At 68.9% G+C, this 22,706-nt stretch carries 21 protein-coding genes; 12 read left to right on the top strand and 9 right to left on the bottom strand.

Annotation, left to right across the window (positions count from 1 at the left end; all coding sequences use genetic code 11):
* Positions 1-59 precede the first annotated feature (59 nt).
* The 3 genes from AB0I12_RS05770 to AB0I12_RS05780 all read right to left on the bottom strand — a co-directional run bounded on the left by AB0I12_RS05770 (position 60) and on the right by AB0I12_RS05780 (position 5,778).
* Positions 60-3,311 carry an NACHT domain-containing protein gene (locus tag AB0I12_RS05770; protein ID WP_359925048.1) on the bottom strand — a complete coding sequence of 1,084 codons (3,252 nt, stop codon included), beginning with the start codon at positions 3,309-3,311 and terminating at the stop codon, positions 60-62.
* A 521-nt stretch (positions 3,312-3,832) separates the two neighbouring features.
* A complete protein-coding gene (locus tag AB0I12_RS05775) occupies positions 3,833-5,275 on the bottom strand; it encodes a hypothetical protein (RefSeq protein ID WP_359925050.1) in 1,443 nt (480 codons plus the stop codon).
* Positions 5,272-5,778 carry a SigE family RNA polymerase sigma factor gene (locus AB0I12_RS05780; RefSeq protein ID WP_359925052.1) on the bottom strand — a complete coding sequence of 169 codons (507 nt, stop codon included), beginning with the start codon at positions 5,776-5,778 and terminating at the stop codon, positions 5,272-5,274. Before AB0I12_RS05780 ends, AB0I12_RS05775 begins: the two co-directional genes overlap by 4 nt.
* A 141-nt stretch (positions 5,779-5,919) precedes the next feature.
* Between AB0I12_RS05780 and whiA the strand changes: the two genes are divergently transcribed.
* The 8 genes from whiA (at position 5,920) to AB0I12_RS05820 (ending at position 13,634) form a co-directional block, all read left to right on the top strand.
* Positions 5,920-6,903, top strand: a complete 984-nt coding sequence (gene whiA, locus AB0I12_RS05785) for a DNA-binding protein WhiA (RefSeq protein WP_141860534.1) — start codon at positions 5,920-5,922, stop codon at positions 6,901-6,903.
* Between the two features lie 222 nt (positions 6,904-7,125).
* Complete coding sequence (locus AB0I12_RS05790; protein ID WP_359925055.1) at positions 7,126-8,655, top strand: M4 family metallopeptidase; 1,530 nt, start codon at positions 7,126-7,128, stop codon at positions 8,653-8,655.
* 205 nt (positions 8,656-8,860) lie between these two features.
* Complete coding sequence (gene gap / locus AB0I12_RS05795) at positions 8,861-9,868, top strand: type I glyceraldehyde-3-phosphate dehydrogenase (protein WP_359925057.1); 1,008 nt, start codon at positions 8,861-8,863, stop codon at positions 9,866-9,868.
* An 84-nt stretch (positions 9,869-9,952) separates the two neighbouring features.
* Positions 9,953-11,146, top strand: coding sequence for a phosphoglycerate kinase (locus tag AB0I12_RS05800; protein WP_359925060.1), 1,194 nt, complete (start codon positions 9,953-9,955; stop codon positions 11,144-11,146).
* Positions 11,147-11,151: 5 nt separating this feature from the next.
* Positions 11,152-11,958: a triose-phosphate isomerase gene (tpiA, locus tag AB0I12_RS05805; RefSeq protein WP_359925063.1), complete on the top strand. Its 807-nt coding sequence runs from the start codon at positions 11,152-11,154 to the stop codon at positions 11,956-11,958.
* The gene (gene secG, locus AB0I12_RS05810; RefSeq protein ID WP_130385521.1) at positions 11,955-12,188 is read left to right on the top strand and encodes a preprotein translocase subunit SecG; all 234 of its coding nucleotides are present in this window, start codon (positions 11,955-11,957) and stop codon (positions 12,186-12,188) included. The genes tpiA and secG overlap by 4 nt, the downstream gene beginning before the upstream one ends.
* 16 nt (positions 12,189-12,204) lie before the next feature.
* Positions 12,205-12,564, top strand: coding sequence for an RNA polymerase-binding protein RbpA (locus AB0I12_RS05815; RefSeq protein WP_131296896.1), 360 nt, complete (start codon positions 12,205-12,207; stop codon positions 12,562-12,564).
* Positions 12,565-12,653: 89 nt separating this feature from the next.
* The gene (locus tag AB0I12_RS05820; RefSeq protein WP_359925066.1) at positions 12,654-13,634 is read left to right on the top strand and encodes an SMP-30/gluconolactonase/LRE family protein; all 981 of its coding nucleotides are present in this window, start codon (positions 12,654-12,656) and stop codon (positions 13,632-13,634) included.
* Here the strand turns inward: AB0I12_RS05820 and AB0I12_RS05825 are convergent.
* Positions 13,624-15,357: a BCCT family transporter gene (locus AB0I12_RS05825; protein WP_359925068.1), complete on the bottom strand. Its 1,734-nt coding sequence runs from the start codon at positions 15,355-15,357 to the stop codon at positions 13,624-13,626. The genes AB0I12_RS05820 and AB0I12_RS05825 overlap by 11 nt on opposite strands.
* A gap of 129 nt (positions 15,358-15,486) precedes the next feature.
* On the opposite strand from AB0I12_RS05825, the gene AB0I12_RS05830 reads away from it, so the two are divergent.
* A complete protein-coding gene (locus AB0I12_RS05830; protein ID WP_359925071.1) occupies positions 15,487-16,341 on the top strand; it encodes an LLM class flavin-dependent oxidoreductase in 855 nt (284 codons plus the stop codon).
* Here AB0I12_RS05830 and AB0I12_RS05835 read toward each other — a convergent pair.
* A complete protein-coding gene (locus AB0I12_RS05835) occupies positions 16,322-16,810 on the bottom strand; it encodes a DUF6328 family protein (protein WP_359925074.1) in 489 nt (162 codons plus the stop codon). The two genes, AB0I12_RS05830 and AB0I12_RS05835, sit on opposite strands and share 20 nt — an antisense overlap.
* Positions 16,811-16,901: 91 nt before the next feature.
* On the bottom strand, positions 16,902-17,105 hold the full coding sequence (locus tag AB0I12_RS05840; protein WP_134100749.1) for a cold-shock protein: 204 nt from the start codon (positions 17,103-17,105) through the stop codon (positions 16,902-16,904).
* A gap of 445 nt (positions 17,106-17,550) precedes the next feature.
* Between AB0I12_RS05840 and AB0I12_RS05845 the strand changes: the two genes are divergently transcribed.
* Complete coding sequence (locus tag AB0I12_RS05845) at positions 17,551-17,823, top strand: protealysin inhibitor emfourin (protein WP_359925077.1); 273 nt, start codon at positions 17,551-17,553, stop codon at positions 17,821-17,823.
* Positions 17,824-17,838: 15 nt separating this feature from the next.
* Here AB0I12_RS05845 and AB0I12_RS05850 read toward each other — a convergent pair whose 3' ends face one another.
* From AB0I12_RS05850 to AB0I12_RS05860, 3 genes are read right to left on the bottom strand one after another with little or no spacing between them, the layout of a single operon-like run.
* Positions 17,839-19,293 carry a beta-N-acetylhexosaminidase gene (locus AB0I12_RS05850; protein WP_359925080.1) on the bottom strand — a complete coding sequence of 485 codons (1,455 nt, stop codon included), beginning with the start codon at positions 19,291-19,293 and terminating at the stop codon, positions 17,839-17,841.
* Positions 19,294-19,335: 42 nt separating this feature from the next.
* Positions 19,336-20,079: a fructosamine kinase family protein gene (locus AB0I12_RS05855; protein WP_359925083.1), complete on the bottom strand. Its 744-nt coding sequence runs from the start codon at positions 20,077-20,079 to the stop codon at positions 19,336-19,338.
* Positions 20,054-21,256, bottom strand: a complete 1,203-nt coding sequence (locus AB0I12_RS05860; protein WP_359925086.1) for an MFS transporter — start codon at positions 21,254-21,256, stop codon at positions 20,054-20,056. The genes AB0I12_RS05855 and AB0I12_RS05860 overlap by 26 nt, the downstream gene beginning before the upstream one ends.
* A gap of 48 nt (positions 21,257-21,304) precedes the next feature.
* On the opposite strand from AB0I12_RS05860, the gene AB0I12_RS05865 reads away from it, so the two are divergent.
* Positions 21,305-21,970 (top strand): CGNR zinc finger domain-containing protein, encoded by a 666-nt coding sequence (locus tag AB0I12_RS05865; RefSeq protein ID WP_359925088.1) that lies wholly within the window; start codon positions 21,305-21,307, stop codon positions 21,968-21,970.
* 190 nt (positions 21,971-22,160) lie between these two features.
* Entirely contained in the window at positions 22,161-22,577 is a 417-nt protein-coding gene (locus AB0I12_RS05870) for a VOC family protein (protein WP_355692545.1), read from the top strand.
* Positions 22,578-22,706: the final 129 nt, after the last annotated feature.

Consider the following 22,706-nt stretch of genomic DNA (forward strand, 5'->3'; position numbering starts at 1 on the left):
GATCGTGGGAGCCGCTGCTCGAGGACGGAGCTCGTCGCGAAGCACGGCGACCGCAACGCCTACGCGCGCATGAGGAGCAGGACCTCTGAGGGCAGGCTGGGATTCTCGAGACGGGCGTCCAGGCAGGTGAGGCTGCTGTGCAGTCCGCGAAGGCTTTGTGCGATCGCGGCGTCGGTGAATCTGTCCGCGACGCAGGCCGCTGCGAGCAGGCCGAGCCGAATCGCCGGGCTGCTGGTGTACGGCGCATCGGGGTGGTGGACCGTCGTCGCGATCATGGACGCGGACACGACCACGATCCGCCGGGCCAGGATCCGCCAGCATCGCTCGTCGCGGTCCGCGTCGGCTCCCGCGAAGGCCGACCCACTGCTCCAGGTTGCATTGAGCAACAACGGCTCGAGCCGGCGCAGGACACCTTCGACCTCATCGGGGATGGCCGGCGTCAGTTCGCTCGACGCCGCGAACAGGTCGACAAGGAACCGCTCGAACTGCACCCAGCCCTGGCTGTGGCGGTATTTCGTCTTGTGCGGATCCCAGAGCGACAGCAGCAGGCTGAGCGTCACGACCGTGAGCTCGAACTGGTCGCGATGAATGCGCGAAGGGGCCCATTGCAGCACGGTTCGCCCCGCCGGCGCGGTGGTGGGCAGCGTCGCCGGATCCTGCAGTTCCTGGACAAGCATCGACACGTCGTCGGAGATCAACGAGTGCGTCAAGATGATGTCGAGCGCCTGACTGATCGCTTCGTCGACGGCGCGCCCCCGACGGAGGGTACGCCGGAACTCGCGCACCAGCACGGGCGGGACGGGGAAGTCCGTGACCGCCGCCAAGCCACCAGCCAGATCCCTGAGGCGGTCGAGCCGCCGGTGCAGGTCGCGATCCTGCGACAAGTCTCCGCCACGACTCCGCGCCAGCGCTCGATCCACGTGGATCGCGTCCTTGACCAGCGCCGGCGTCATGCTGTGGTTCAACAGATCGAGCCGGTCGAGAGTCGCCGTGAAGTCTCGGGTCCGTGCCCGCTCCAGATCCCGCTCGAGAGCAAGGCTCAGTACATAAGGAAGTGCACCGACGACGGAGCGCAGATCGCGCCGGATGGTCTCCGCGAGCAGACCGTCGCTCGCGACGTACGGATGCGAGACCCCTGGTGGCACGAACAGCCGTGGTCCGGCGTATCCCTTCCGGGTGCGGACTGCGGGCAGCGGAGCCGCTCCCGCGGACGGGTCCTCGGCGTACCACACGGTCCGGCGGGTCAGGTCGACGATGACGTCGGTGATCGGATCGGCGAGCTCGCGGCGTACCGGCAGCCGGTAGGCGGTGCCGTCGTCGAACAGACCGTTGACCCACCTGACGACCTTCTCGACCTCGGTGGCCGAGACCCCGACCGCCTCTGCATTGTCGTCCTTCGCGGGCTTGCGAACCGAACCGCCCGGATCGCCCGACAAGTCGACGTACAGGCGATACAGCGACAGCGGGAAAGGCTGCGCGCACGCCACAGCGCCACTGCTGAGGGTCACGGTGTGGCGAAGGGTGCGCGACGCGCGAACCGCGGCCATCAGCCGGCGATGCGCGTCGCGTGCCAGGACGTCGGATGCCGGCGGATCCGAGTACAGCATCGCGTCGAGGCGTTCGACGAGATCCACGTCGACCTCGCGGGCTTCGTCGGCACAGTCGAAGCCCAGCGCCAGTGCGCCGACCGTGCCTGACTTCAGGCACGCCTCGATGACGGGCGACGCGTCCGCGTTCGCCGCCCACAGGAGGATCGTCTCGCGCCACCAGGCGTTGTCGACCTTCGTCGCCAGCGCGTTCACCTCGGGATGATCACGGATCTCCGCGGCCGCGAGGTACTCCTGCAGGGTCTGATGCGCGAACGCGTACAGACCGACCTCGCGTTCGACGAACAGACCACTCGTGGTGAGCTCGGCCAGAAACACATCGGCCGTCGCGGCCCGCGGGATCCTCGCCAGTGTCGGCCCGACGATGTCACTCGCGGACTCCCGCGTCACGTCGCGAACCTCCCGGGTCATCATCGCCAGCGCCAACTTGCGCACCACCTTGGCCCGCTGTTCGGCCTTCAGACCTGATCCCGCGGACAGGTGCTTGGCCGCCTGCCGCCGGTGCAGCAGCAGATCGCACATCTCGCCGTACAACGCCGACCGGCTGCCGGGCAACGCGCCGCGGTACTTGTGGACGTTGGCGATCATCGTGAGCAGCATCGGGTTGGCCGCCAGGTCGTACAGAGCCGGCTGCAGGCGCATCCGGCGGAGGAGATCGGCGGCATGATCCTTCGCGATTTCCCGGGTTCGCTCGCCGGTCTCGCCGGTGCTGCGGCACTCGATGGCGTAGTACCACCTGTGCACGAACCTGAAGATCTGGTCACTGGTGAACCGCCGGACCTGCAGTACGTCGGCGCCCCGGACCGGATTCGATTCATAGCCGTGCGGCCGCGACGTCAGGATGAAATGGTTCGCCGGATAGCGCGCGACCTGGTCCTGTACCCATGTGGATGTCAACTGCCGCTGTTCCTCGACCGCGACCTCGTCCAAACCGTCCAGCATGACGACACAACGGCCTTTCCTCAGGCCGCGCTCGAACCAGTCCGCTGTGACCGTACCTTTCAACCAGGTAACGCTCGCGACCAGTTCGGGAATCGACACCCCGGGATCGCGGATGATCTCCTGGACATGGTCGCGCAGGTAAAGGATCACCGGCACCCCGCGTTTGTGGCCGCGCCGCTGTCCCAGTGTGATCGCCGTCCGGCGCAGCAGGGTCGTCTTACCCGAACCCGGGCCACCGATCACCGCGAAGACCCGCGGCTGACGGCTGTCCAGGAACGAGTCCAGCGACCGGCGCTCGCCGGCCGGAGTCTCGGCTCCGACGAACGGCGCGTGCGTCGCCGTCTGCAACGGCGACGGCGCCAGGCTGACGTCGACATAAACATGCCGGAGCTGCAGCGAGAACTCTCCCTGGGTGGCCATGCCGAGCAATTCGACATCGCGCACGCTGGCGAGCAGTTGGTTCAGATAGCGCGCGCGGTAGCTCTTCAGGAACGCACTCACCCGCCGGTCGACGGCTGCGGCGGTCCGGGGAATCCACAAATCCCCGACCTCACTGCTCACCCGGAAGACGAATCGTACGACCGCGACCAGGAACCAATAGCCCATCAGAACGACGACGCTGACCACCGGATTCTGCTGAACCTTCGACCACAACCAGCCGCTGACAGCGACCGGTGGCCCGAAAGCCACCAGGATCGGAACGATCCTCGCCACGATCCCGGCGTCCGCGAAGTCCCCCGGCCGCTCGGCATTGTTCACCATTCGGCGCCCCCAACACCAGCTCCCCACCCCTGCAATTGCAGAGAGTACTGCATAAAACCGCTTAAGTGACACCTTTAACCACAAGAGAACTTCCCACCATTACTGAACGCTGGCGGTTCGATATTGGCGGAACGCCGCACATCCCCAGGTTTTGCTGTGTTTCGAGCAGCGCCTGGTTGCCTTCCACAAGCACCAGCGAATGCCGACCGAAGACCCCTTTCGGAGAATTCGCCAGAGATTGAAGTTGCCCGCAGCAAATGGACCTGGCCCGCTGTACGAGCGGTGACGTGCCCGGGCCGGCGGATCACGTCACCACACGTTCAGCGACTCAATGGAATCCTTCTGCAGGATCAGTGAAGACGCGCGTTTTTCCACCGGGGCAGGGATTTCCGCTCTGCGCGGCGACCGATGTACGACGACTGGAACGACGAGGGTGTGGCGAATGTCGCCGCCATTTGCCGGTGGCAAGCGATCCTCTGGACCAACGGCTGTCTGCCGAAGAGCCTGATCGACGACGAGCTCTAGTCGAAGTCGGCGTCGACGTCCTTCTTGGTGTCGTAGATCTGCTTGCCGCGCGCGTCGTACCCGCGGACCCGGACGCTCTGGATGTCCGAGTTCCCGCCGGTGAGGCCCCAGATGTAGAAGCCGTTCGAGATCAGCGCGCGGGTCGGGCCTTGTCCCGGGAGGTCGACGATGATCTGCGCGACGCCGTTAGGCACCATGGCGAACGTGCCGTCGTCCTTGAAGGTCCCGTTGGACTGCACCGCACTCCGGGCGTAGTCGTACGGGCCGTTGGCCGTTGCCGCCAGCATGTGGCACCACGCGAGGACCCGCTTGTCCGGAGAGACAAGGACGGCGGTGAGCTTGTTGCCGGTACCGGTCTTGAGCGCGACCTGCCAGTCCTTCGTGACAGGGCCGGCCGCCTTGATCCGCGGGTCGGCCGGATGGCCCGCGCTGTCCTTGAAGTAGATGTCGTCCACCCCACGGCAGCGGGTGGTGATCTGCTCGTCGGTCAGCGCACTCACCAGCGGCGCGGGAGCGAGGGGCTTGCCGGTCTCCGGATCCTTCGTGAGCACGACCTGCGGCGTGATCGGGTCGGCGGTCCTGACGGTCACCGACGGGTCGACGGCCGGCATCGACGGGGGAGTGATCGGGGTCGGGACGTGTTCGTAGATCTTCGTGCCGCCGGCGTCGTAGCCGCGGATCCGGTCCACCGTGATCAGCTTGGCGTTCTCGCCGGGGTGGCCGAGGGTGAGGAAGCCATCAGTTCCCAGCAGGGCCTCACGAGGACTGCTTTCACCAGCGAGGTCGACGAGCACCCGGGTGACACCGCGGACCGGAACGCGGAGGCCGTCCTGCGGCTGCATCTGATGCCGGATCTGACCCTTGGCCGAGATCGCGGCCGTGCGGGTGCGCCCGAAGGAGTCCGGCTTCTCCGGGCCGTCCATGGTGCAGGTCGAGACGATCGACTGGTCCGGTGAGAGGAACAGGGCGTTCAGCACCGACCGATCGCCGCTCTTCACCACGATCTTCCAGCGGGCATCGACCGGCCCGGCCTTGTCCAGCGTCTTGCCGGGGTGGGCCTGGCTGAAGTGCTGGTACGTATGGTCGTACTTCGTGCAGCGGCTGAGGACCTCGGCGTCGGACAACGGGCTCACCGGCGGAGCCGGCACGACCGTCTTGCCGGTCTCGTCGTCGATGATCCGGCCGGTCTTCACGTCGATGGTGATGGTCTGGCCGTTCGGCGTACCCGCTGGTTCTGCGCTCTCGGGGCGCGTGGTGGACCATGCGGCGATCCCGCCGACGATCGCGGCGGTGGTGAGCACCGCAGTGGAGACGGTGGCGATCCGGCTCTTCCGGACCGAGCGCCGGCCGCGGACCAGGATCTCGTCGACGTCGGTGTGCAACGGCTGGTCGGTGTCGTCGGCGGCTGCTGCGAGCAGTCGTTCGAGGTCGGTGCTCATGGGGCGCTCCTTTCGGTCTGGTCGAGTAGGTCGCGCAGGCGGGCGAGGCCACGGGAGGACTGGCTCTTCACCCCGCCGACGCCGATGCCGAGGACTTCGGCGGTCTGTTCGAGGCTGAGGTCGGCGTAGTGCCGCAGTACGACGCACGCCCGCTGACTCGCCGGCAAGGAGGCGAGGGCCTGGACGACGAGCAGGCGGTCGTCGACCGACGTCGCGTGATCGGGCAGTGGTGCGGACGGCTCCTCGGTGTCGGCGAGGCGTTCGCGCCGCCAGGGCTTCCTGGCCTGGTCGAACACGGCCGTCACCAGGCATTGGTGCGCATAGCTGTTCAGCCCCTGGGTCCGGTCGATCCGGGTCCAGCGGCGGTAGATCTTGACCAGCGCGTCCTGAGCCGCGTCCTCGGCCCGATGCCAGTCACCGCACATCAGGTACGCCGTACGTCGTAACCGGCGCAGCATGATGGCGGCGAACTCGGTGAACTCGGCTTCGTCACGTGCGTGCATACCCCTCCGTTCCACAGTGTTGCCGAGGGAACGCAGCCAATGCTGCCGAAGGTTGCAGACTTCGTAACGGGCGGCCGGCCGCGGCGTTGGAAGGGGTGTGACCCACCGAGGGTCTTTGACATGGGTGGGAGGATGCCTTCTATGGCGATGACTGCACAGGTGAAGTCCGAGCTGACCAGCATCCAGGTCACGAAACCCTGTTGCCGCAAGGCCGAGGTGTCGTCCATATTGCGGTTCGCGGGCGGGCTGCACCTGGTGTCGGGGCGGATCGTCGTGGAGGCCGAGCTGGACAGCGGCGCCGCGGCCCGGCGGCTGCGCAAGGACATCGCCGAGATCTTCGGCCACCCGTCCGACGTGGTGGTGATCTCCCCGTCCGGGATCCGCAAGCAGACGAAGTACGTCGTGCGCGTGGTCCGGGACGGTGACGCGCTCGCGCGGCAAACCGGTCTGGTCGACAACCGCGGCCGTCCGGTCCGCGGTCTTCCGCCGGCGGTCGTGTCCGGGGCTTCCTGTGACGCGGTGGCGGCCTGGCGGGGTGCGTTCCTGGCGCACGGTTCGCTGACCGAGCCCGGCCGGTCGTCCTCGCTCGAGGTGACCTGCCCGGGGCCGGAGGCGGCCCTCGCACTGGTCGGTGCGGCGCGGCGGCTCGGCATCGGTTCGAAGGCCCGCGAGGTGCGCAACGTCGATCGCGTGGTGATCCGCGACGGCGACGCGATCGGCGCCCTGCTGACCCGGCTCGGTGCGCACGAGTCGGTGCTGGCCTGGGAGGAGCGCCGGATGCGCCGCGAAGTCCGCGCGACCGCGAACCGGCTGGCCAACTTCGACGACGCGAACCTGCGCCGTTCGGCCCGCGCGGCGGTGGCGGCGGGTGCGCGCGTCGAGCGGGCGCTGGAGATCCTCGGCGACGACGTGCCGGACCACCTGCAGGTGGCGGGCAAGCTGCGGCTGGAGCACAAGCAGGCCAGCCTCGAGGAGCTCGGCCAGCTGCACGAGCCGGCCCTCACCAAGGACGCCGTGGCCGGCCGGATCCGCCGGTTGCTCGCGATGGCCGACAAGCGCGCCAGCGACCTCGGCATCCCGAACACCGAGGCCAACCTGACCCCGGAGATGCTCGACCCGGCCTGACCGGCAGCGACTTCCCGCACGAACCAGCGGCCCCGGAACTTGTTTCCGGGGCCGCTGCCGTCGGCGCGGGGTGATCGGCCCGGCGTCGAAGGATTACCCGGGACTTCGGGGTTTTCGACGCCGATCGGTTCCTTTTGGCGGACGGCTCGCACAGGGTGTGCGTGCCCATTCGCGCACGACCTTGTCCCGGTGCGTGCGCGTCTTCCGCCCAAGGGAGTTCCCATGAAGCGCATCCATCGCGCCGGTCTCGCCGCGACGGCGATCGCCGGCCTGGCCGTCGCCTCCATCACCGCCACCGTCCAGGCCGCCCAGCCCGGCAGCGGCCCCGCCGCGTCGCCGGTCGCGGCCGCCCGTGCCAACGCCGCGCAGCTCGGCCTCGGCGACGGCGGCGACCTGGTCGTCCGCGATGTCGTCACGGACGCGGACGGCAGCAGCCACGTCCGGTTCGACCGCACGTACCAGGGTCTGCCCGTCGTCGGCGGCGATGTCGTCGTCCACCAGGACAAGGCGGGCAAGGCCCGTTCGTCCACCGGTGGGATCGGCAAGCTCAGCCTGTCGACGAAGCCGGCCGTGTCCGCCGCGACCGCGTTCGCAGCCGCCAAGACCAAGGGCAGCAAGCAGCAGCTCGTCGTCTTCGTGACGAACGCCGGCCAGTCCAAGCTCGCCTACAAGGTCGTCAGCGAGGGCCGCAAGGCCAACGGTGAGCCGACCGGCACCGAGACGTACGTCGACGCGCAGACCGGCAAGGTTCTCGACAGCTGGGCGACCGTCAACGACGACCTCGGCAGCGGCACCGGCCTGTACGTCGGCACCGTCGGGCTCGACACCACCAAGTCCGGCACCAGCTGGACGATGGTCGACCCGGTCCGTGGCGGCAACTCGACGTACAACGCCGGCACGCTGTACTCCGACGCGGACAACGTGTGGGGGACCGGCAGCAACTCCAACGCCCAGACCGCCGGCGTCGACGCGCACTACGGCATCGCGGAGACCTGGGACTACTACAAGAACGTGCACGGCCGCAACGGCATCGCCAACGACGGTCAGGGCGCGAAGTCGTACGTCCACGACGGCGCGTACGTGAACGCGTCCTGGAGCGACTCCTGCTTCTGCATGCGGTACGGCGACGGCGACGCGAGCCAGGGCATCGGCCCGCTGGTCGAGCTGGACATCGCCGGCCACGAGATGAGCCACGGTGTCACCAGCCGCTCGGCCGGCCTGCGCTACAGCGGCGAGTCCGGTGGTCTGAACGAGTCCACCTCGGACATCTTCGGTACGGCGGTCGAGTGGTACGCCGCCAACAGCCAGGACACCCCGGACTACGTGATGGGTGAGGAGATCTTCACCGACTACAACCCGGCGGTGAACTACATCCGGCGGATGGACAAGCCGTCGATGGACGGGGCCAGCGCGGACGCGTGGTCGAAGAGCGTCGGCCGGCTGAACGTGCACTACTCGTCCGGTGTCGGCAACCACTTCTTCTACCTGCTGTCCGAGGGCAGCGGCGCGAAGACGATCAACGGCGTCGCGTACAACAGCCCGACCGCGGGCGGCGTCACGGTCACCGGGATCGGCATCACCAAGGCCGAGAAGATCTGGTACCGCGCGCTGACGACGTACATGACGTCGCGGACCGACTACCACGGTGCCCGGACGGCGACGCTGAACGCCGCCACGGACCTGTACGGCGCGAGCAGCCCGGAGCGGGCCGCGGTCGACAAGGCGTGGGCCGCGGTGAACGTTCTGCCGTAACGGGATGAACATCTGATCGAGCGGCGGTTTCCGGAGAGACTTTCCGGAAATCGCCGTTCGTCGTACCAGCCAGTGGTCTGGTCTGAAGCAGTGAAAAACTACCGGTGGTCTCATCTGGACGCTACCAGTTGATCGAGTGGGCTGTTGGGCTAGTGTTCGGGCTGTAGCGGCAGTGCCAAAGCTAGTTCTGAGGAGACGCAGACCCGTGACCGTACGCGTAGGTATCAACGGCTTCGGCCGCATCGGCCGTAACTTCTTCCGCGCCGTGCAGGCGTCCGGTGCCGACATCGAGGTCGTCGCCGTCAACGACCTGACCGACAACCAGACCCTCGCTCACCTGCTGAAGTACGACTCGATCCTGGGCCGCTTCCCGGGTGAGGTCTCCGCCACCGACGACGACATCACCGTCGGCGGCAAGAGCTTCAAGGCGTTCGCCGAGCGCGACCCGGCCAACCTGAAGTGGTCGGACGTCGGCGCCGACGTGGTGATCGAGTCCACCGGCTTCTTCACCGACGCCACCAAGGCCAAGACGCACGCCGACAACGGCGCCAAGAAGGTCATCATCTCCGCCCCGGCGAAGAACGAGGACCTCACCGTGGTGATGGGCGTGAACCACGACCTGTACGACGCCGAGAAGCACACCGTGATCTCGAACGCGTCCTGCACCACGAACTGCATCGCCCCGCTGGCCAAGGTTCTGAACGACGCGTTCACGATCGAGAAGGGTCTGATGACCACGATCCACGCGTACACCCAGGACCAGAACCTGCAGGACGGCCCGCACAAGGACCTGCGTCGCGCCCGCGCCGCCGCGCTGAACATCGTCCCGACCTCGACCGGCGCCGCGAAGGCGATCGGCCTGGTGCTGCCGGAGCTCAAGGGCAAGCTGGACGGCTACGCGCTGCGGGTGCCGGTCCCGACCGGCTCGGCCACCGACCTGACCGTCGAGGTCGGCCGCGAGGTCACCGTCGAAGAGGTCAAGGAGGCCTACAAGGCGGCCGCGGCCGAGGGCTCGCTGAAGGGCTACCTGACCTACACCGAGGACGAGATCGTCTCGAGCGACATCGTCACCGACCCGGCGTCCTGCATCTTCGACGCGGGCCTGACCAAGGTGATCGGCAACCAGGTCAAGGTCGTCGGCTGGTACGACAATGAGTGGGGCTACTCGAACCGCCTGGTCGACCTGGTCAACCACGTCGGCGCCTCGCTCTGACGTTCCGTTCCGGTGCTTGCGTCCGAAGGTGACCCTGGTGTCCTCCTTCGGACGCAAGCCTGTTTCTCCTGAGGATCTGACACTGTGAAGACCATCGAAGATCTCGGCGACCTGGCCGGTCAGCGGGTGCTGGTCCGCTCCGACCTGAACGTGCCGATCAAGGGCGAGGTGATCGGCGACGACGGCCGGATCCGCGCCTCGCTGCCGACGCTGATCACGCTGGCGAAGGCCGGCGCGAAGGTGATCGTCACCGCGCACCTGGGCCGTCCGAAGGGCGAGCCGAAGCCGGAGTTCACGCTGGCCCCGGTCGCGAAGCGGCTCGGCGAGCTGCTCCAGCCCGAGGGCATCACCGTGCGGTTCGCCGGTGACGTGACCGGCGACGCCGCGCAGGCCGCCGTACAGGATCTGGACGAGGGCGAGGTCCTGCTGCTCGAGAACGTCCGCTACGACCCGCGCGAGGAGAGCAAGGACGAGGCGCAGCGCGAGGCGCTGGCCGAGGAGCTCGCCGCGCTCGCGGACGTGTTCGTCAGCGACGGCTTCGGTGTCGTGCACCGCAAGCAGGCCAGCGTGTACGACGTGGCGCGCAAGCTGCCGCACGCGGCCGGCGGGCTGGTGCTCGCCGAGGTCGACGTCTTGAAGAAGCTCACCGAGGACCCGGCCCGGCCGTACGTCGTCGTGCTCGGCGGCGCCAAGGTGTCGGACAAGCTCGCGGTGATCGACAACCTGCTCGCCAAGGCCGACAAGCTGCTGATCGGCGGCGGCATGGTCTTCACGTTCCTGAAGGCGCAGGGCCACGAGGTCGGCAAGAGCCTGCTCGAAGAGGACCAGCTGGACGTCGTCCGCGGGTACCTGAAGGAGGCCGGCGACAAGATCGTGCTGCCGACCGACATCGTGGTCGCGCCCGAGTTCAACGCCGACTCGCCGGCCACCGTGGTGGCCGCCGACGCGATCCCCGCCGACCAGCTCGGCCTGGACATCGGCCCGGAGTCCGGCACGGCCTTCGCCGCCGGGATCGCCGGCGCGCACACCGTGTTCTGGAACGGCCCGATGGGCGTCTTCGAGATGGCGCCGTTCGCCGGCGGAACCAAGGCCGTCGCGCAGGCGTTGACCGAGGTGGACGGCCTGAGTGTCGTCGGCGGCGGTGACTCCGCGGCCGCCGTCCGGCAGCTAGGCTTCGCCGACGAGGCGTTCGGCCACATCTCCACCGGTGGCGGTGCGTCGCTCGAATACCTGGAGGGCAAGGAGCTCCCGGGTCTCGCGGTACTGGAAGAGGACTGAAACCGATGGCCGACAGCGCCCGTACGCCGTTGATGGCGGGCAACTGGAAGATGAACCTCAACCACGTCGAGGCCGTGCACCTGCTGCAAAAGCTGAGCTGGACGCTGCAGGACAAGAAGCACGACTTCGACCGGGTCGAGGTGGCGGTGCTGCCGCCGTTCACCGACATCCGCAGCGTGCAGACGCTGGTCGACGGTGACCGGATGAAGATCAGGTACGGCGCCCAGGACGTGTCCACGCACGACTCCGGGGCGTACACCGGCGAGATCTCGGCGGCGATGCTCACCAAGCTCGGCTGCACGTACGTGCTGACCGGACACTCCGAGCGCCGGCAGTACCACAACGAGACCGACGAGCTGGTCAACGCCAAGACCACGAAGGCGCTCGAGGCGGGCCTGACCCCGATCATGTGCGTCGGCGAGGGCCTGGAGATCCGGAAGGCCGACGGTCACGTCGCGCACTGCCTGGGTCAGGTCGACGCCGGTCTGGCCGGGCTGAAGCAGGACGACGTCCGCAAGGTCGTGATCGCGTACGAGCCGGTCTGGGCGATCGGCACCGGCGAGGTCGCGACGCCGGAGGACGCGCAGGAGGTGATCGCCGCGATCCGGGGCCGGATCGAGGAGACGATCTCACCCTCGGTGGCCGACTCGGTACGGATTCTTTACGGCGGATCGGTGAAGATGGCCAGTGCAGGTGGCATCATGGCCCAACCGGATGTCGACGGCTGCCTGGTCGGAGGTGCGAGCCTCCAGGTGGACGAGTTCGCCGGCATCTGCCGTTACCTGGACCTTCAGTTAGGCTACTCCTCGTGATTCTCGCTTTCTCGATCGTCGTGATCGTCTGCAGCCTGTTCCTGACGCTGCTGGTGCTGCTGCACAAAGGCCGCGGTGGCGGCCTCTCGGACCTCTTCGGTGGCGGTGTGTCGTCCAGCCTGGGCGGCTCGTCGGTCGCCGAGCGGAACCTGGACCGGATCACCATCGGTGTCGGTCTGATCTGGTTCGCCGCCATCGTCGCGCTCGGCCTGCTCTACAAGCTCGGCTGAGGGGGAGTAGGTTCCCGTGGCTGGTGGTGGCAGTGCGATTCGTGGCAGCCGGGTCGGCGCCGGACCGATGGGCGAGGCGGAGCGCGGCGACACCGCGCCCCGGCAGCGCATCGTGTTCTTCTGTGCGAACGGCCACGAGACCGCGACCTGGTTCGCGGTCGAGGCGGCCATCCCGGAGGAGTGGGATTGTCCGCGGTGCGGTCTGCCGACCAGCACCGATGTGAACAACCCGCCTCCGCCGCCGAAGATCGAGCCCTACAAGACGCACCTGGCCTACGTGAAGGAGCGCCGCTCCGAGCAGGAGGCCCAGGAGATCCTCGACGAGGCGCTGGAGAAGCTCCGCGCCCGCCGCGCCCGCGGCGAGGTCATCTTCTGACCAGTACGACGAGCAGCCCGGACCGATCGAGTGTCGGTCCGGGCTGTACCGTTTGTGGCCGGCCGACTGCGAAGCGCTAGGGTCTGGGCATGAAGTCGTCGATCGCGCCCGTCCGCTGGACCCCGCCGCCCGCGCCGCCGGCCCGGACGCCGACCGGGATCGAGGTGTCGGTCGTCGCGTTGCCGGGCGCCGGCCCCGAGGACACGCTGATCGACGAGGACGGCAGCGTCCTCACCGGGCTGTACGACGGCCGCATCCTGCGCGTCAGCGCCGACGGCCTGACGATCAGCACGCTCGCCGACACCGGCGGCCGGCCGCTCGGGCTGGAGTGGCTGCCGGACGGCAAGGTGCTGATCTGCGACGCCAACCGAGGTCTGCTCACCCTCGACCGCGACCACCGGATCAGCACGCTGCTGTCGGAGATCGACGGCCGCCCGATGCGGTTCTGCAACAACGCCGACGTCACCGAGGACGGCACCATCTACTTCACCGACTCCTCGACCCGGTTCGGGATCGACGAGTGGATGGCCGACCTCCTCGAACACAGCACCACCGGCAGCGTGTACCGCCGGACGCCTGACGGGGAGATCACCCGGCTGGCCACCGGCCGCGGCTTCCCGAACGGCGTGGCGCTGAGCAGCGACCGCCGTTCGCTGTTCTGGGCCGAGACCGCGATGTACGGGCTGTACAAGCTCGACCTCACGACCGACGGCGCCGAGCCCGTGCAGATCGCCGAGATACCGGGGCTGCCGGACAACATCGCGCGTGGCTCCGACGGCCTGATCTGGGTCGCGGTCGGCTCGCCGCGCAACGCCGTCCTCGACCTGCTGCTGCCCAAGCACCCGGCGCTCCGCAAGGTCGTCTGGGCGCTGCCGGACGCGCTGAAGCCGAAGGCCGCGGACATCATCGAGATCCAGGCGTACGACGAGGCCGGCGAGCTGGTCCACGACCTGCGCGCCAAGCACCCGGACTTCCACATGCCCACCGGCGTCCGCGAACGCGACGGCAAGGTGTGGCTAGGAAGTATCGGCACCAGCTCCCTAGCCACGTTCCCCACGCCTACTTCGTAGGTTCGTCCTGCGGCTGGTCGTCGTTGCCGTTGCCGTTGCAGACGACCAGGGCGAAGTCGTCGCCGTGCCGACCGACGCCTTCGATGACCGCCGCCTCGACCGCCTCCGAGCCGATCTCGCGGCGCAGCATCAGGGGATCCGTGCGCAGGTCCTTGGCCAGCGCGACCGCCAGCCCGACCATGACGACCGCGAACGGCAACGCCGCGACGATCGTGAGGTTCTGCAGGCCTTGCAGGGCATCCGAGCCGCCTCCGCCGGCGAGCAGCATCACCGCCGCGACCGCGCCGGTGAGCACGCCCCAGAAGATCACCAGCGGCTTCTTCGGCTCGATCGCGCCGCGCTCGGACAGCGTGCCCATCACGATCGACGCCGCGTCCGCACCGGACACGAAGAAGATCGCGACCAGGACGACCACGATGATCGTGGTGACCGCGCTGAGCGGGATGTGGTCGAGCATGCCGAACAGCTGGCCCTCGGTGGTCGACGCGCCCGCGATGTCGGTGCCGCCGCGCTGGATGTCGATCGCGGTCCCGCCGAAGATGCAGAACCACAGCAGGCTGACCAGCGACGGCACCAGCAGCACGCCGGTGACGAACTGCCGGATCGTGCGGCCGCGGCTGATCCGGGCGATGAACATGCCGACGAACGGCGTCCACGAGATCCACCAGGCCCAGTAGAAGACCGTCCAGCCGGACAGCCACGTCGCCATCGCGTCGCCGCCGCTGGCCTCGGTCCGGGCGGCCATGTCGGCCAGGTCGCGGAAGTAGTCGCCGATCGCGGTGGGGACCAGGTTCAGGATCAGCACCGTCGGGCCGACCACGAACACGAAGACCGCGAGCACGACGGCCAGCACCATGTTGATGTTCGAGAGCCATTGGATGCCCTTGGCAACGCCGGACACGGCGGACGCGACGAACGCCGCGGTCAGTACGGCGATGACGCCGACCATGACGCCGTTGCCGGTCTTGTCCAGCCAGCCGAGGATCCGGACGCCGGACCCGATCTGCAGCGCGCCGAGCCCGAGCGACGCGGCCGATCCGAACAGCGTCGCGAAGATCGCCAGCCCGTCGATGACCTTGCCGACCGGCCCTTCGGTACGACGTCCCAGCAGCGGGGCGAACGCCGCGCTGATCAGCTGCGAGCGGCCGCGCCGGAAGGTGCCGTACGCGATCGCGATGCCGACGACCGCGTAGATCGCCCACGGGTGCAGCGTCCAGTGGAACAGCGTCGTCGCCATCGCGGTCTCCAGCGCCTGCGACGTACCGCCCTCGACGGTGCCGGGCGGGGGAGAGGCGAAGTGCGACAGCGGCTCGCTGACGCCGAAGAACATCAGGCCGATGCCCATGCCGGCGCTGAACATCATCGCGACCCAGGACACGGTTTTGAACTCGGGTTCCTCGTCGTCGCGGCCGAGCGGGATCCGCCCGTAGCGTCCGGCCGCCAGCCAGATCACGTAGACGACGAAGCCGGAGGCCAGCAGGACGAACAGCCAGCCGGTGTTCTGTTCGACCCAGCCGAGGGCCGAGGTGGACGCCGTCCCGAGACCGGTGGCGTCGACGATGCCCCAGGCGACGAACGCCAGGGCGATGACCGCGGTGACCCCGAAGGTGACGCGGTCGAGTCCGGAGCCGCGACTTCGGCTGCCGGGTGGTGGTGGAGTGGCGATTGCGGGATGTGCTGCGTGGTCGGGAGTCTCTGTCTGGCTGTCGATGTCGATGGCCACAGGTAAGTCACGCCGCGCTTCGGCGCGCCTCCGTTCTGTTGTGTCGGGGGTAGGGCCTTACGACCGTGTCGGAGATCGTGGCAAAACGCAACAATCGTGGTCTCGGCCACACTCGGTAGGGTGCGGTCCATGCGTTTCGGGATCGCGATCCTGCCGGAGTACCGGTGGCGGGACGCCGCGCCGCGGTGGCGGCGGGCTGAGGAGTACGGGTTCGACCATGCATGGACGTACGACCACCTGACCTGGAGCGGTCTCCAGGACTCACCGTGGTACGGGACGACGCCGACGCTGACGGCGGCCGCGCTGGCCACGGAGACGATCGGGCTCGGCACCTTCGTCACGTCGCCGAACTTCCGGCACCCGCTCGCGCTGACCCGCGACATCCTGGCGATCGACGACGTCTCCGACGGCCGCCTCCTCTGCGGGATCGGCGCCGGCGGCAGCCTGGACGCGACCATCCAGGGCGGGCCGGACCGGACACCGCGGCAGCGGCAGGACCGCTACGAAGAGTTCGTGAACCTGCTCGACACGCTGCTCACCACGGACGGCGTGGACTTCAAGGGCGAGTACTTCGAGACGCGCAACGCCCGGACGCTGCCGGGCTGCGTGCAGCAACCGCGCGTCCCCTTCATCCTGGCCGGCAACGGTCCGCGGTCGGTCAGGTTCGCCGCCGAACACGGCGACGGCTGGATGACGACCGGGGGAGCGGCCGACGACCTGGACAGCTGGTTCACGTCCGTCGCCGACCTCAGCCACCGCCTCGACGACCTCCTCGAGGGCCGCCACCTGGACCGCTATCTGTCCCTCGACTCCAAGGTCTACGCCTTGTCCAGCCCGTCCGCCTTCGAAGACGCCGCCGGCCGCGCAGCCGCCCTCGGCTTCACCGACGTCATCACCCACTGGCCCCGCTCCGAAGGCGTGTACGCCGGCTCGGAGGCGGTGCTGGAGACGATCGCGACCGAGGTCATTCCTCGTCTCCGCTAGTGCGCCGGATGTAGGCGGGGACGCCGTACCAGAAGATCATGAACCAGATCAGGATCAAGGCGACGGCGAGGACGGCCATCCCCCGGGGGAGGACGACGTCGAGGGCGAGCAGCAGGCCGCCGGCGACCGCCAGGATCAGGAAGATCAGGCCGGCGATCGCCATCCGGCTGGCGATCGGGAGCATCCGGTGCCGGAGCTGGCGGCGGTAGATGAGCCGATGGAAGGACACCGGCGCCACGAACAGGCCGACCGACAGGGCGGACGCGATCAGCGTGGCGGCGTACACGGTGTGGACGAAGCTGCCCGCGTCCTGGAAGCGGGCCTGGAAGGCGATCCCGAGCAGGAACGCGAACAGGATCTGCGTGCCGGTCTGGGCCAGCCGCAGCTCTTGGAGGAGCTCGATCCAGTGGCGGTCGAGGCGCTCGCCGGGATCCTCGTCCGGCCGGCTGTACCGCGGGTCTTCGGTCACGCTTCCATTAGACCCGGGAAACGGCGAAGGGGCCGCACACCAATCGCGGTGTGCGGCCCCTTCGTAGGTTCTAGAAGGGTGATCCGACGAATCAGATCGCGCGGATGTTCTCCGCCTGCAGGCCCTTCTGGCCCTGGGTGATCTCGAACTCGACGCGCTGGTTCTCGTCCAGCGAGCGGAAGCCCGACATCTGGATGGCCGAGTAGTGCGCGAACACGTCCGCGCCACCGTCATCCGGGGTGATGAAGCCGAAGCCCTTGTCAGCGTTGAACCACTTGACAGTACCGACAGCCATTGTCTATCTCCTCGATGGCTATTAACAATCCGCGACCCACACCTCATGAGCCGCGCGTCGCCGAAAGGCCCCAGACGACAGACCGGCCATGCAGCACAGCAAAAGTCAGGGAGTCCAAACTTGCAACGCCATAACTGTAGCCGTTCTGCGGGCTGATGGTAGGGGTGACCACAAACACGTGTCGCTGATTGTCGCCGGTCGTTACGCTCCGTGCCCGGCCGCATCCCGCCGTGAGGGTCGCGGTCCGGCCCCGCAAATCACGCGCCGACCTGCTGTTTCGCAGGCGGCGGCGGCCGCCGGGCATTGGCAACGAAGGACAATTCACCGGTACGCCGGGTGATGGACGCAGAATTCTGATCGGATTCCCCGGCGTGTCGCGCGGCTGTGGACAGGTGCGGGGCAGGTGCGCTGGAGTTGCAGGGCACGCAACCACGAGGAGGCAGCAGTGATCGTCAGCGTGACCCGCAGCGGCGGTTTCGCCGGGCTGATCCACCAGGGCGAACTGGACACGACGGGCCAGCCGGACGCGGACCGGCTGGAGGCCGCGGTTCGCGCACTGGGCGCCAAGGACCTCGGCTCCGGCCGGCCGCAGCCGGACCGGTACGTGTACCGGTTGGAGGTGCGGGACGCAGACACCACGATCCACATCGTCGCCGAGCAGGACCTGGACGAGGCCACCGCGTGGCTGCTCGACCGGGTCCTCGGCTCGGAGGCCTGACTCGGCCGGGTCGGGTCAGCGCCAGTCGATCTCCGGTGCCCGGTAGAAGTTGACGTCGAGCACCTCCCACCGCGACCCCTGCTCGGCCAGCCGGTCGCGGTACGCCGTCCAGTCGAGCGCGGACTCCGGCGACCACCCGAGCTCGGCGATCCCGGGGAGCCGCGGGAACGTCATGAACTCGACCTTGTCCAGGTCGTCGAGCGTCTCCGTCCACAGCGGCGCCTCGACGCCGTCGATGGCGCTTGCCGGCACGTTCGGGATCAGCGTCGCCGGGTTCCAGCTGTAGGACTGCTCGACGCTGACCAGGCCGGCCCACTGCAGGCCGAGCGGCGTCTCCTCGTGGTACTTCATATCGAGGTAGGCCCGGTTCGCGGGGGACAGCACCAGCGTCGCACCCTGTTCGACGGCCTTGTGCGCCAGGCCCTGCGCCTTCGGGTCCTCGGTGCCCCAGTACTGCACCACGGTCCCGGCCGGCAGCTCCCCGTCGGCGATCTCGTGCCACCCCATCACCCGCTTGCCGTGCTTCACGACCAGCTCGGTCGCTCTGGAGACGAAGGTCAGGTACTCCCCGTGCGGCGTCGAGTGGGCCTCGTCCCCGCCGAGGTGCAGGACGTCACCCGGCGTCTGCTCGGCGACCTCCCGGAACACGTCGTCCAGGAACTCGTACGTGACGTCCTTGTCGATGGTGAGCGAGCTGAACCCGACCTCGGTCTCGGTGTAGAGCTCCGGCGCCTGGTCGCCCTTGTTCAGCTCCGGGTACGACGCCAGTGCCGCGTTGGTGTGCCCCGGGGTATCGATCTCGGGCACGACGGTGATGTACCGCTCCCCGGCGTACCGAACCAGCTCGGCGTAGTCCTCCTTCGTGTAGGAGCCGCCCGCGCCGCCGCCGACCTGCAGACTGCCGCCGTACTCCGTGAGGCGCGGCCAGGAGTCCACCTGGATCCGCCAGCCCTGGTCGTCGGACAGATGCAGGTGCAGCCGGTTGATCTTGTAGAGCGACACGAGGTCGATGAACTTCTTCACCTGGTCGACGGTGAAGAAGTGCCGGGTGACGTCGAGCATCACGCCGCGGTAGCCGTACCGCGGGGTGTCCGTGATCGTCGTACCGGCGATCTCCCACGGGCCGTCCTGGGCGCTGCCGGCCTCGGCCTTGGCCGGGAGCAGTTGGCGGAGCGTCGTGACGCCGCGGAACAGGCCCTCGGCGCCGGCCGCCGTGATCGTGACGCCGGACGTGTCCGCGCGGAGTTCGTAGCCCTCGGCGCCCAGGGACTCGGCGCCGCCGGTCGACAGCGTGATGGTGCCGGCGCCGTCCTGCATCGGCAGCGCGAAGCCGGTCGACCGCCGCAGCCGCGCGGCGAACCGCTCGGCGATCGGCTGGGCAGCGGGGTCGTCGACGCCGATGGTGGCGTCCGCCTGGAGGATGAAGGTCTCGTCAAGGAGCGGCTGCTGCGCTGTGGGCTGCGGAATCATGATCGAGAGTGTTCGCGGGCGGCGGCTTTACGTCAAGAGGCTTCAATACCGCCGGGCGAGCTCGAGGGCGTGCGTCACGTAGCTGCCGCCGAAGAGAACGACATGCACCACCAGGGGATGCAGCTGGTGCAGCCCGATCCGGTCCCGCCAGCCGTCCGCGAGCGGGTGCGCCTCGTCGTACGCGCGAAGGACGCGGTCGAGCCGCGGCAGCCCGAACAGCGCGAGCATCGCGAGGTCGGTTTCGCGATGCCCGCCGTGCGCGGCCGGATCGATCAGATGGACACCGTCCGGCGTCCAGAGCACGTTGCCGGACCACAGATCGCCGTGGATCCGGCATGGCTCGTCGGATGGGTCGTCGTACGCACCCGCCTCCAGCCGGGTGCAGACCCGCTCGACGTCGTCGAGGTAGATGCCCTCGTCACGGGCGGCACGCAGGTACGGCCGGAGGCGCAGGTTGGCGTAGAACTCGCCCCACGACGTCACCGGCTCTGACGCGTGCGGCAGCGGGACCGTGCCGATGTAGCCGTCGCCGCGCCACCCGTCCGGCGGTACGCCGAAGTAGCGGGCACCGGCGTCGTGCGTGACAGCCAGCCGCCGACCGAAGTCCTCGGCGTCGGACTCGGTCGGCGGTGCGCTGTCCAGCCTGGTGATCGTCAGCTGGGTGGGAGACACATCGAGCGGCTCGGCCACAGGGACCCCGCCAGGCACCGCGAGCCAGCGCAGACCGGCGGCCTCGACCTCGAAGAAGCCCGCCGGCGCGTCAGGCCGGCTCTTCACAAAGGTCATGGGCGCACTCTGGCACGCTGGACCGGCGCCGGACCAGCAGGGGCTCGCTCAGCATCACCAGGGCTGCGGCCGCGGCCAGCAGACCGCCGACGAGCGCAACCGCGCGCACAGTCGTGGTGTCGATCAGCGCGCCGCCGACGAAGGCGCCGGCGGCGATGCCCACGTTGAACGCCGAGCTTGTCCCGGCCGAGGCGATGTCGGTGCTGCCCGGGGCGACCTGCAGCGTCCTGCTCTGGACGGCGACGGCGAGGCCGCTGAAGGACAGACCGATCAGTGCTATCAGTGCGACCGTCACGGCCTGCACCTGTCCCAGCGCGTACAAGCCGAAGAGGCCGAGCGCGATCAGCGCGAGAGGAACCACGGTCGTGCCCCACGGATACCGGTCGAGGATGCGGCCGACGATCAGCGTGCCGGCCAGGCCTCCGGCGCCGCTGGCCAGCAGCATCGGGCCGAGCACGTGGGGCGAGAACCCGGAGATGTCGAGCAGGAACGGCGTGACGTAGGTGTTGAACGTGAGGAACCCGGTCACGCCGACGGCCGAGGTGACGAGCAGGACGACGTACCGCCGGAGGTCGGGGGAGCTGCCCCGGCGCGACGGGCTGTCCTGCACCTCGGTGCGCGGCAGCAGGGCGGCGATCCCGGCGCAGGCGGCCGCGCCGAGCACGGTCATCACCACGAAGGGCACCCGCCAGCCCGCCTGCTCGCCGAGCCAGGTGCCGAGCGGGATGCCGAGGATCGGCGCCAGCGCCGTCCCGATCGCGAGCCGCGCGACCACCCGGCCGCGGAGCTCCGGCGGGAACAGGCTGGTCGCGATCGGCGGCGCGATCGACCAGAACAGCGCCTGCGCGAGAGCGATCACGAGGCGCGCGGCGAACAGCAACTCGTACGACGGGGCGGCGGCGGAGAGTGCGGTGGCGACGGTGAGGACCCCGAGCGTGCCGGCCAGCACCAGGCGGCGGGGGAGGTGGTGGGTCAGCCGGGCGAGGGGGATGGACGCGAGCACGACGACAGCGGCGTACCCGGTGACGAGGAGGCCGACCTGCGAACGCGACCGCCCGAGGTCGTCCGCGATCACGGTCAGCAGACCGATCGGGAGGACCTCGACGGTCACGAACGAGAAGGTCGAGACGCCGAGGAACGCCAGCGCGGCGCCGGCTCGGCGGGACGAGAGGGTCATGGGTCACCTGATCCCGGTAAAATGTCGGACAGTGGTAGCGTCTCATCCATGACCGACAGTTTTCGCGGGGAATATCGCATCGTGGGCGGCCACCCGGCCCTCGACCTCGTGAACACGGTCAGCCCGCGCACGCGAGGCGGCGCCGCGGAGCTCGACCACCTCACCTCTCCCGCTGAACTGCTGGCCTGGAGCCGCCGGAGCGGACTGATCGACCTTCGCGACTACAGCGCCGTCGAGGGCACCTGGCGCTCGGCCCCGGAGCTGGCCGTGAAGGCGCTGAACGCGACGCTCGAGATCCGCGAGGCGACGTACGACGTGCTCGCGCCGCGGGCCGCGCACGCGGTGATCGCGGCCGACGGCGTCAAGCAGAGCGAAGGTTCCGCGTTCGAGCGGCTGATGCTGCGCTGGTCCGCGGCGGCCGCGCGGTCGATGCTGATCCCGGACCCGGCCCGCGACCGCGGCATCGCCGAGCTGGTGGTCGGGACGTCGCCGGCGCAGCTGATCCCCGATCGGCTGGTGGTCGCGGCGGTCGAGCTGATCCGGACCGTCGAGCTGCGCCAGCTGCGGGCCTGCCCGGTCGACGACGGCGGGTGCGGCTGGCTGTTCCTGGACCGCAGCCGCAACGGTTCCCGGCGCTGGTGCTCGATGGAGGACTGCGGGACCCGGGCCAAGATCCGCAAGCTCGGCGAACGCCGCCGCGCTACCGGTGTTTAGCGGGTTCAGTGGTAGAGAAATCGTCTCTTCACTGTCAGCGACCGGCTCAGTCGGCGAGAACGCGTGTCGAAAGATGCGAACTGTCCCCGCGACCTGTCATCGTAGACGGCCGGGCCTTCCGACGAGAGGGCCCTGCCCGCACCTGCCCCGGGACCAGGGGCAGGCTGACGTACCAGAAAGTGGAGGACAGATGACGCAGGTGGCAGAGCAGCCGGGCAGTACTGCCGGGCGGCTCGGCTCGGTGGTTCTGGACTGCCCGGACCCACTCGAGCTCGCCCAGTTCTACTCGGCGCTGCTGGGGCTGGAGATCGACGAGAACGGTGACGAGGACTGGCGGAGCCTGACCGGCCCCGGTTCCTCGCTGGGGTTCTCGACGCTGGCCTTCCGGCGCTCGGAGGAGTACGTGCCGGCCACGTGGCCCGGCACCGACGCGCAGGATCTCCATCTCGACCTGATCGTCGAGGACCTTTCGAGCGGTCATGCCACCGTGGTCGCTCTCGGGGCCGAGCCGCTCGACCCGCTGGACCCACCGCCCGCCGACAACGCACGTGGCTGGCGCATCTACGCCGACCCGGCGGGACACCCGTTCCGGATCTGCCTCGAGTGAGTCGTCGAAAGGGCCCGTCCCCTCGGCGGGTTCACGCGGTCCTCGCAACACCTCGAGTTGAGGAGTTGCGGGGACCGTGTCGTTGTCGGAGGAGTTGGGGTGTCTGCTGAGGCTGGTTGATGGTGGTGT

Source organism: Kribbella sp. NPDC050459 (assembly GCF_040655315.1).
Lineage (GTDB): Bacteria > Actinomycetota > Actinomycetes > Propionibacteriales > Kribbellaceae > Kribbella.

What these genes read in the sequence shown, in the direction of transcription:
- AB0I12_RS05870 (WP_355692545.1), top strand. Translation starts at nt 22,161, where the DNA reads ATGACGCAGGTGGCAGAGCAGCCGGGCAGTACTGCCGGGCGGCTCGGC.
- AB0I12_RS05775 (WP_359925050.1), bottom strand. Translation starts at nt 5,275, where the DNA reads ATGAGCACCGACCTCGAACGACTGCTCGCAGCAGCCGCCGACGACACC.
- AB0I12_RS05780 (WP_359925052.1), bottom strand. Translation starts at nt 5,778, where the DNA reads ATGCACGCACGTGACGAAGCCGAGTTCACCGAGTTCGCCGCCATCATG.
- AB0I12_RS05860 (WP_359925086.1), bottom strand. Translation starts at nt 21,256, where the DNA reads ATGACCCTCTCGTCCCGCCGAGCCGGCGCCGCGCTGGCGTTCCTCGGC.
- AB0I12_RS05850 (WP_359925080.1), bottom strand. Translation starts at nt 19,293, where the DNA reads ATGATTCCGCAGCCCACAGCGCAGCAGCCGCTCCTTGACGAGACCTTC.
- AB0I12_RS05865 (WP_359925088.1), top strand. Translation starts at nt 21,305, where the DNA reads ATGACCGACAGTTTTCGCGGGGAATATCGCATCGTGGGCGGCCACCCG.
- whiA (WP_141860534.1), top strand. Translation starts at nt 5,920, where the DNA reads ATGGCGATGACTGCACAGGTGAAGTCCGAGCTGACCAGCATCCAGGTC.
- AB0I12_RS05855 (WP_359925083.1), bottom strand. Translation starts at nt 20,079, where the DNA reads ATGACCTTTGTGAAGAGCCGGCCTGACGCGCCGGCGGGCTTCTTCGAG.
- tpiA (WP_359925063.1), top strand. Translation starts at nt 11,152, where the DNA reads ATGGCCGACAGCGCCCGTACGCCGTTGATGGCGGGCAACTGGAAGATG.
- AB0I12_RS05820 (WP_359925066.1), top strand. Translation starts at nt 12,654, where the DNA reads ATGAAGTCGTCGATCGCGCCCGTCCGCTGGACCCCGCCGCCCGCGCCG.
- AB0I12_RS05830 (WP_359925071.1), top strand. Translation starts at nt 15,487, where the DNA reads ATGCGTTTCGGGATCGCGATCCTGCCGGAGTACCGGTGGCGGGACGCC.
- AB0I12_RS05770 (WP_359925048.1), bottom strand. Translation starts at nt 3,311, where the DNA reads ATGGTGAACAATGCCGAGCGGCCGGGGGACTTCGCGGACGCCGGGATC.
- AB0I12_RS05790 (WP_359925055.1), top strand. Translation starts at nt 7,126, where the DNA reads ATGAAGCGCATCCATCGCGCCGGTCTCGCCGCGACGGCGATCGCCGGC.
- AB0I12_RS05840 (WP_134100749.1), bottom strand. Translation starts at nt 17,105, where the DNA reads ATGGCTGTCGGTACTGTCAAGTGGTTCAACGCTGACAAGGGCTTCGGC.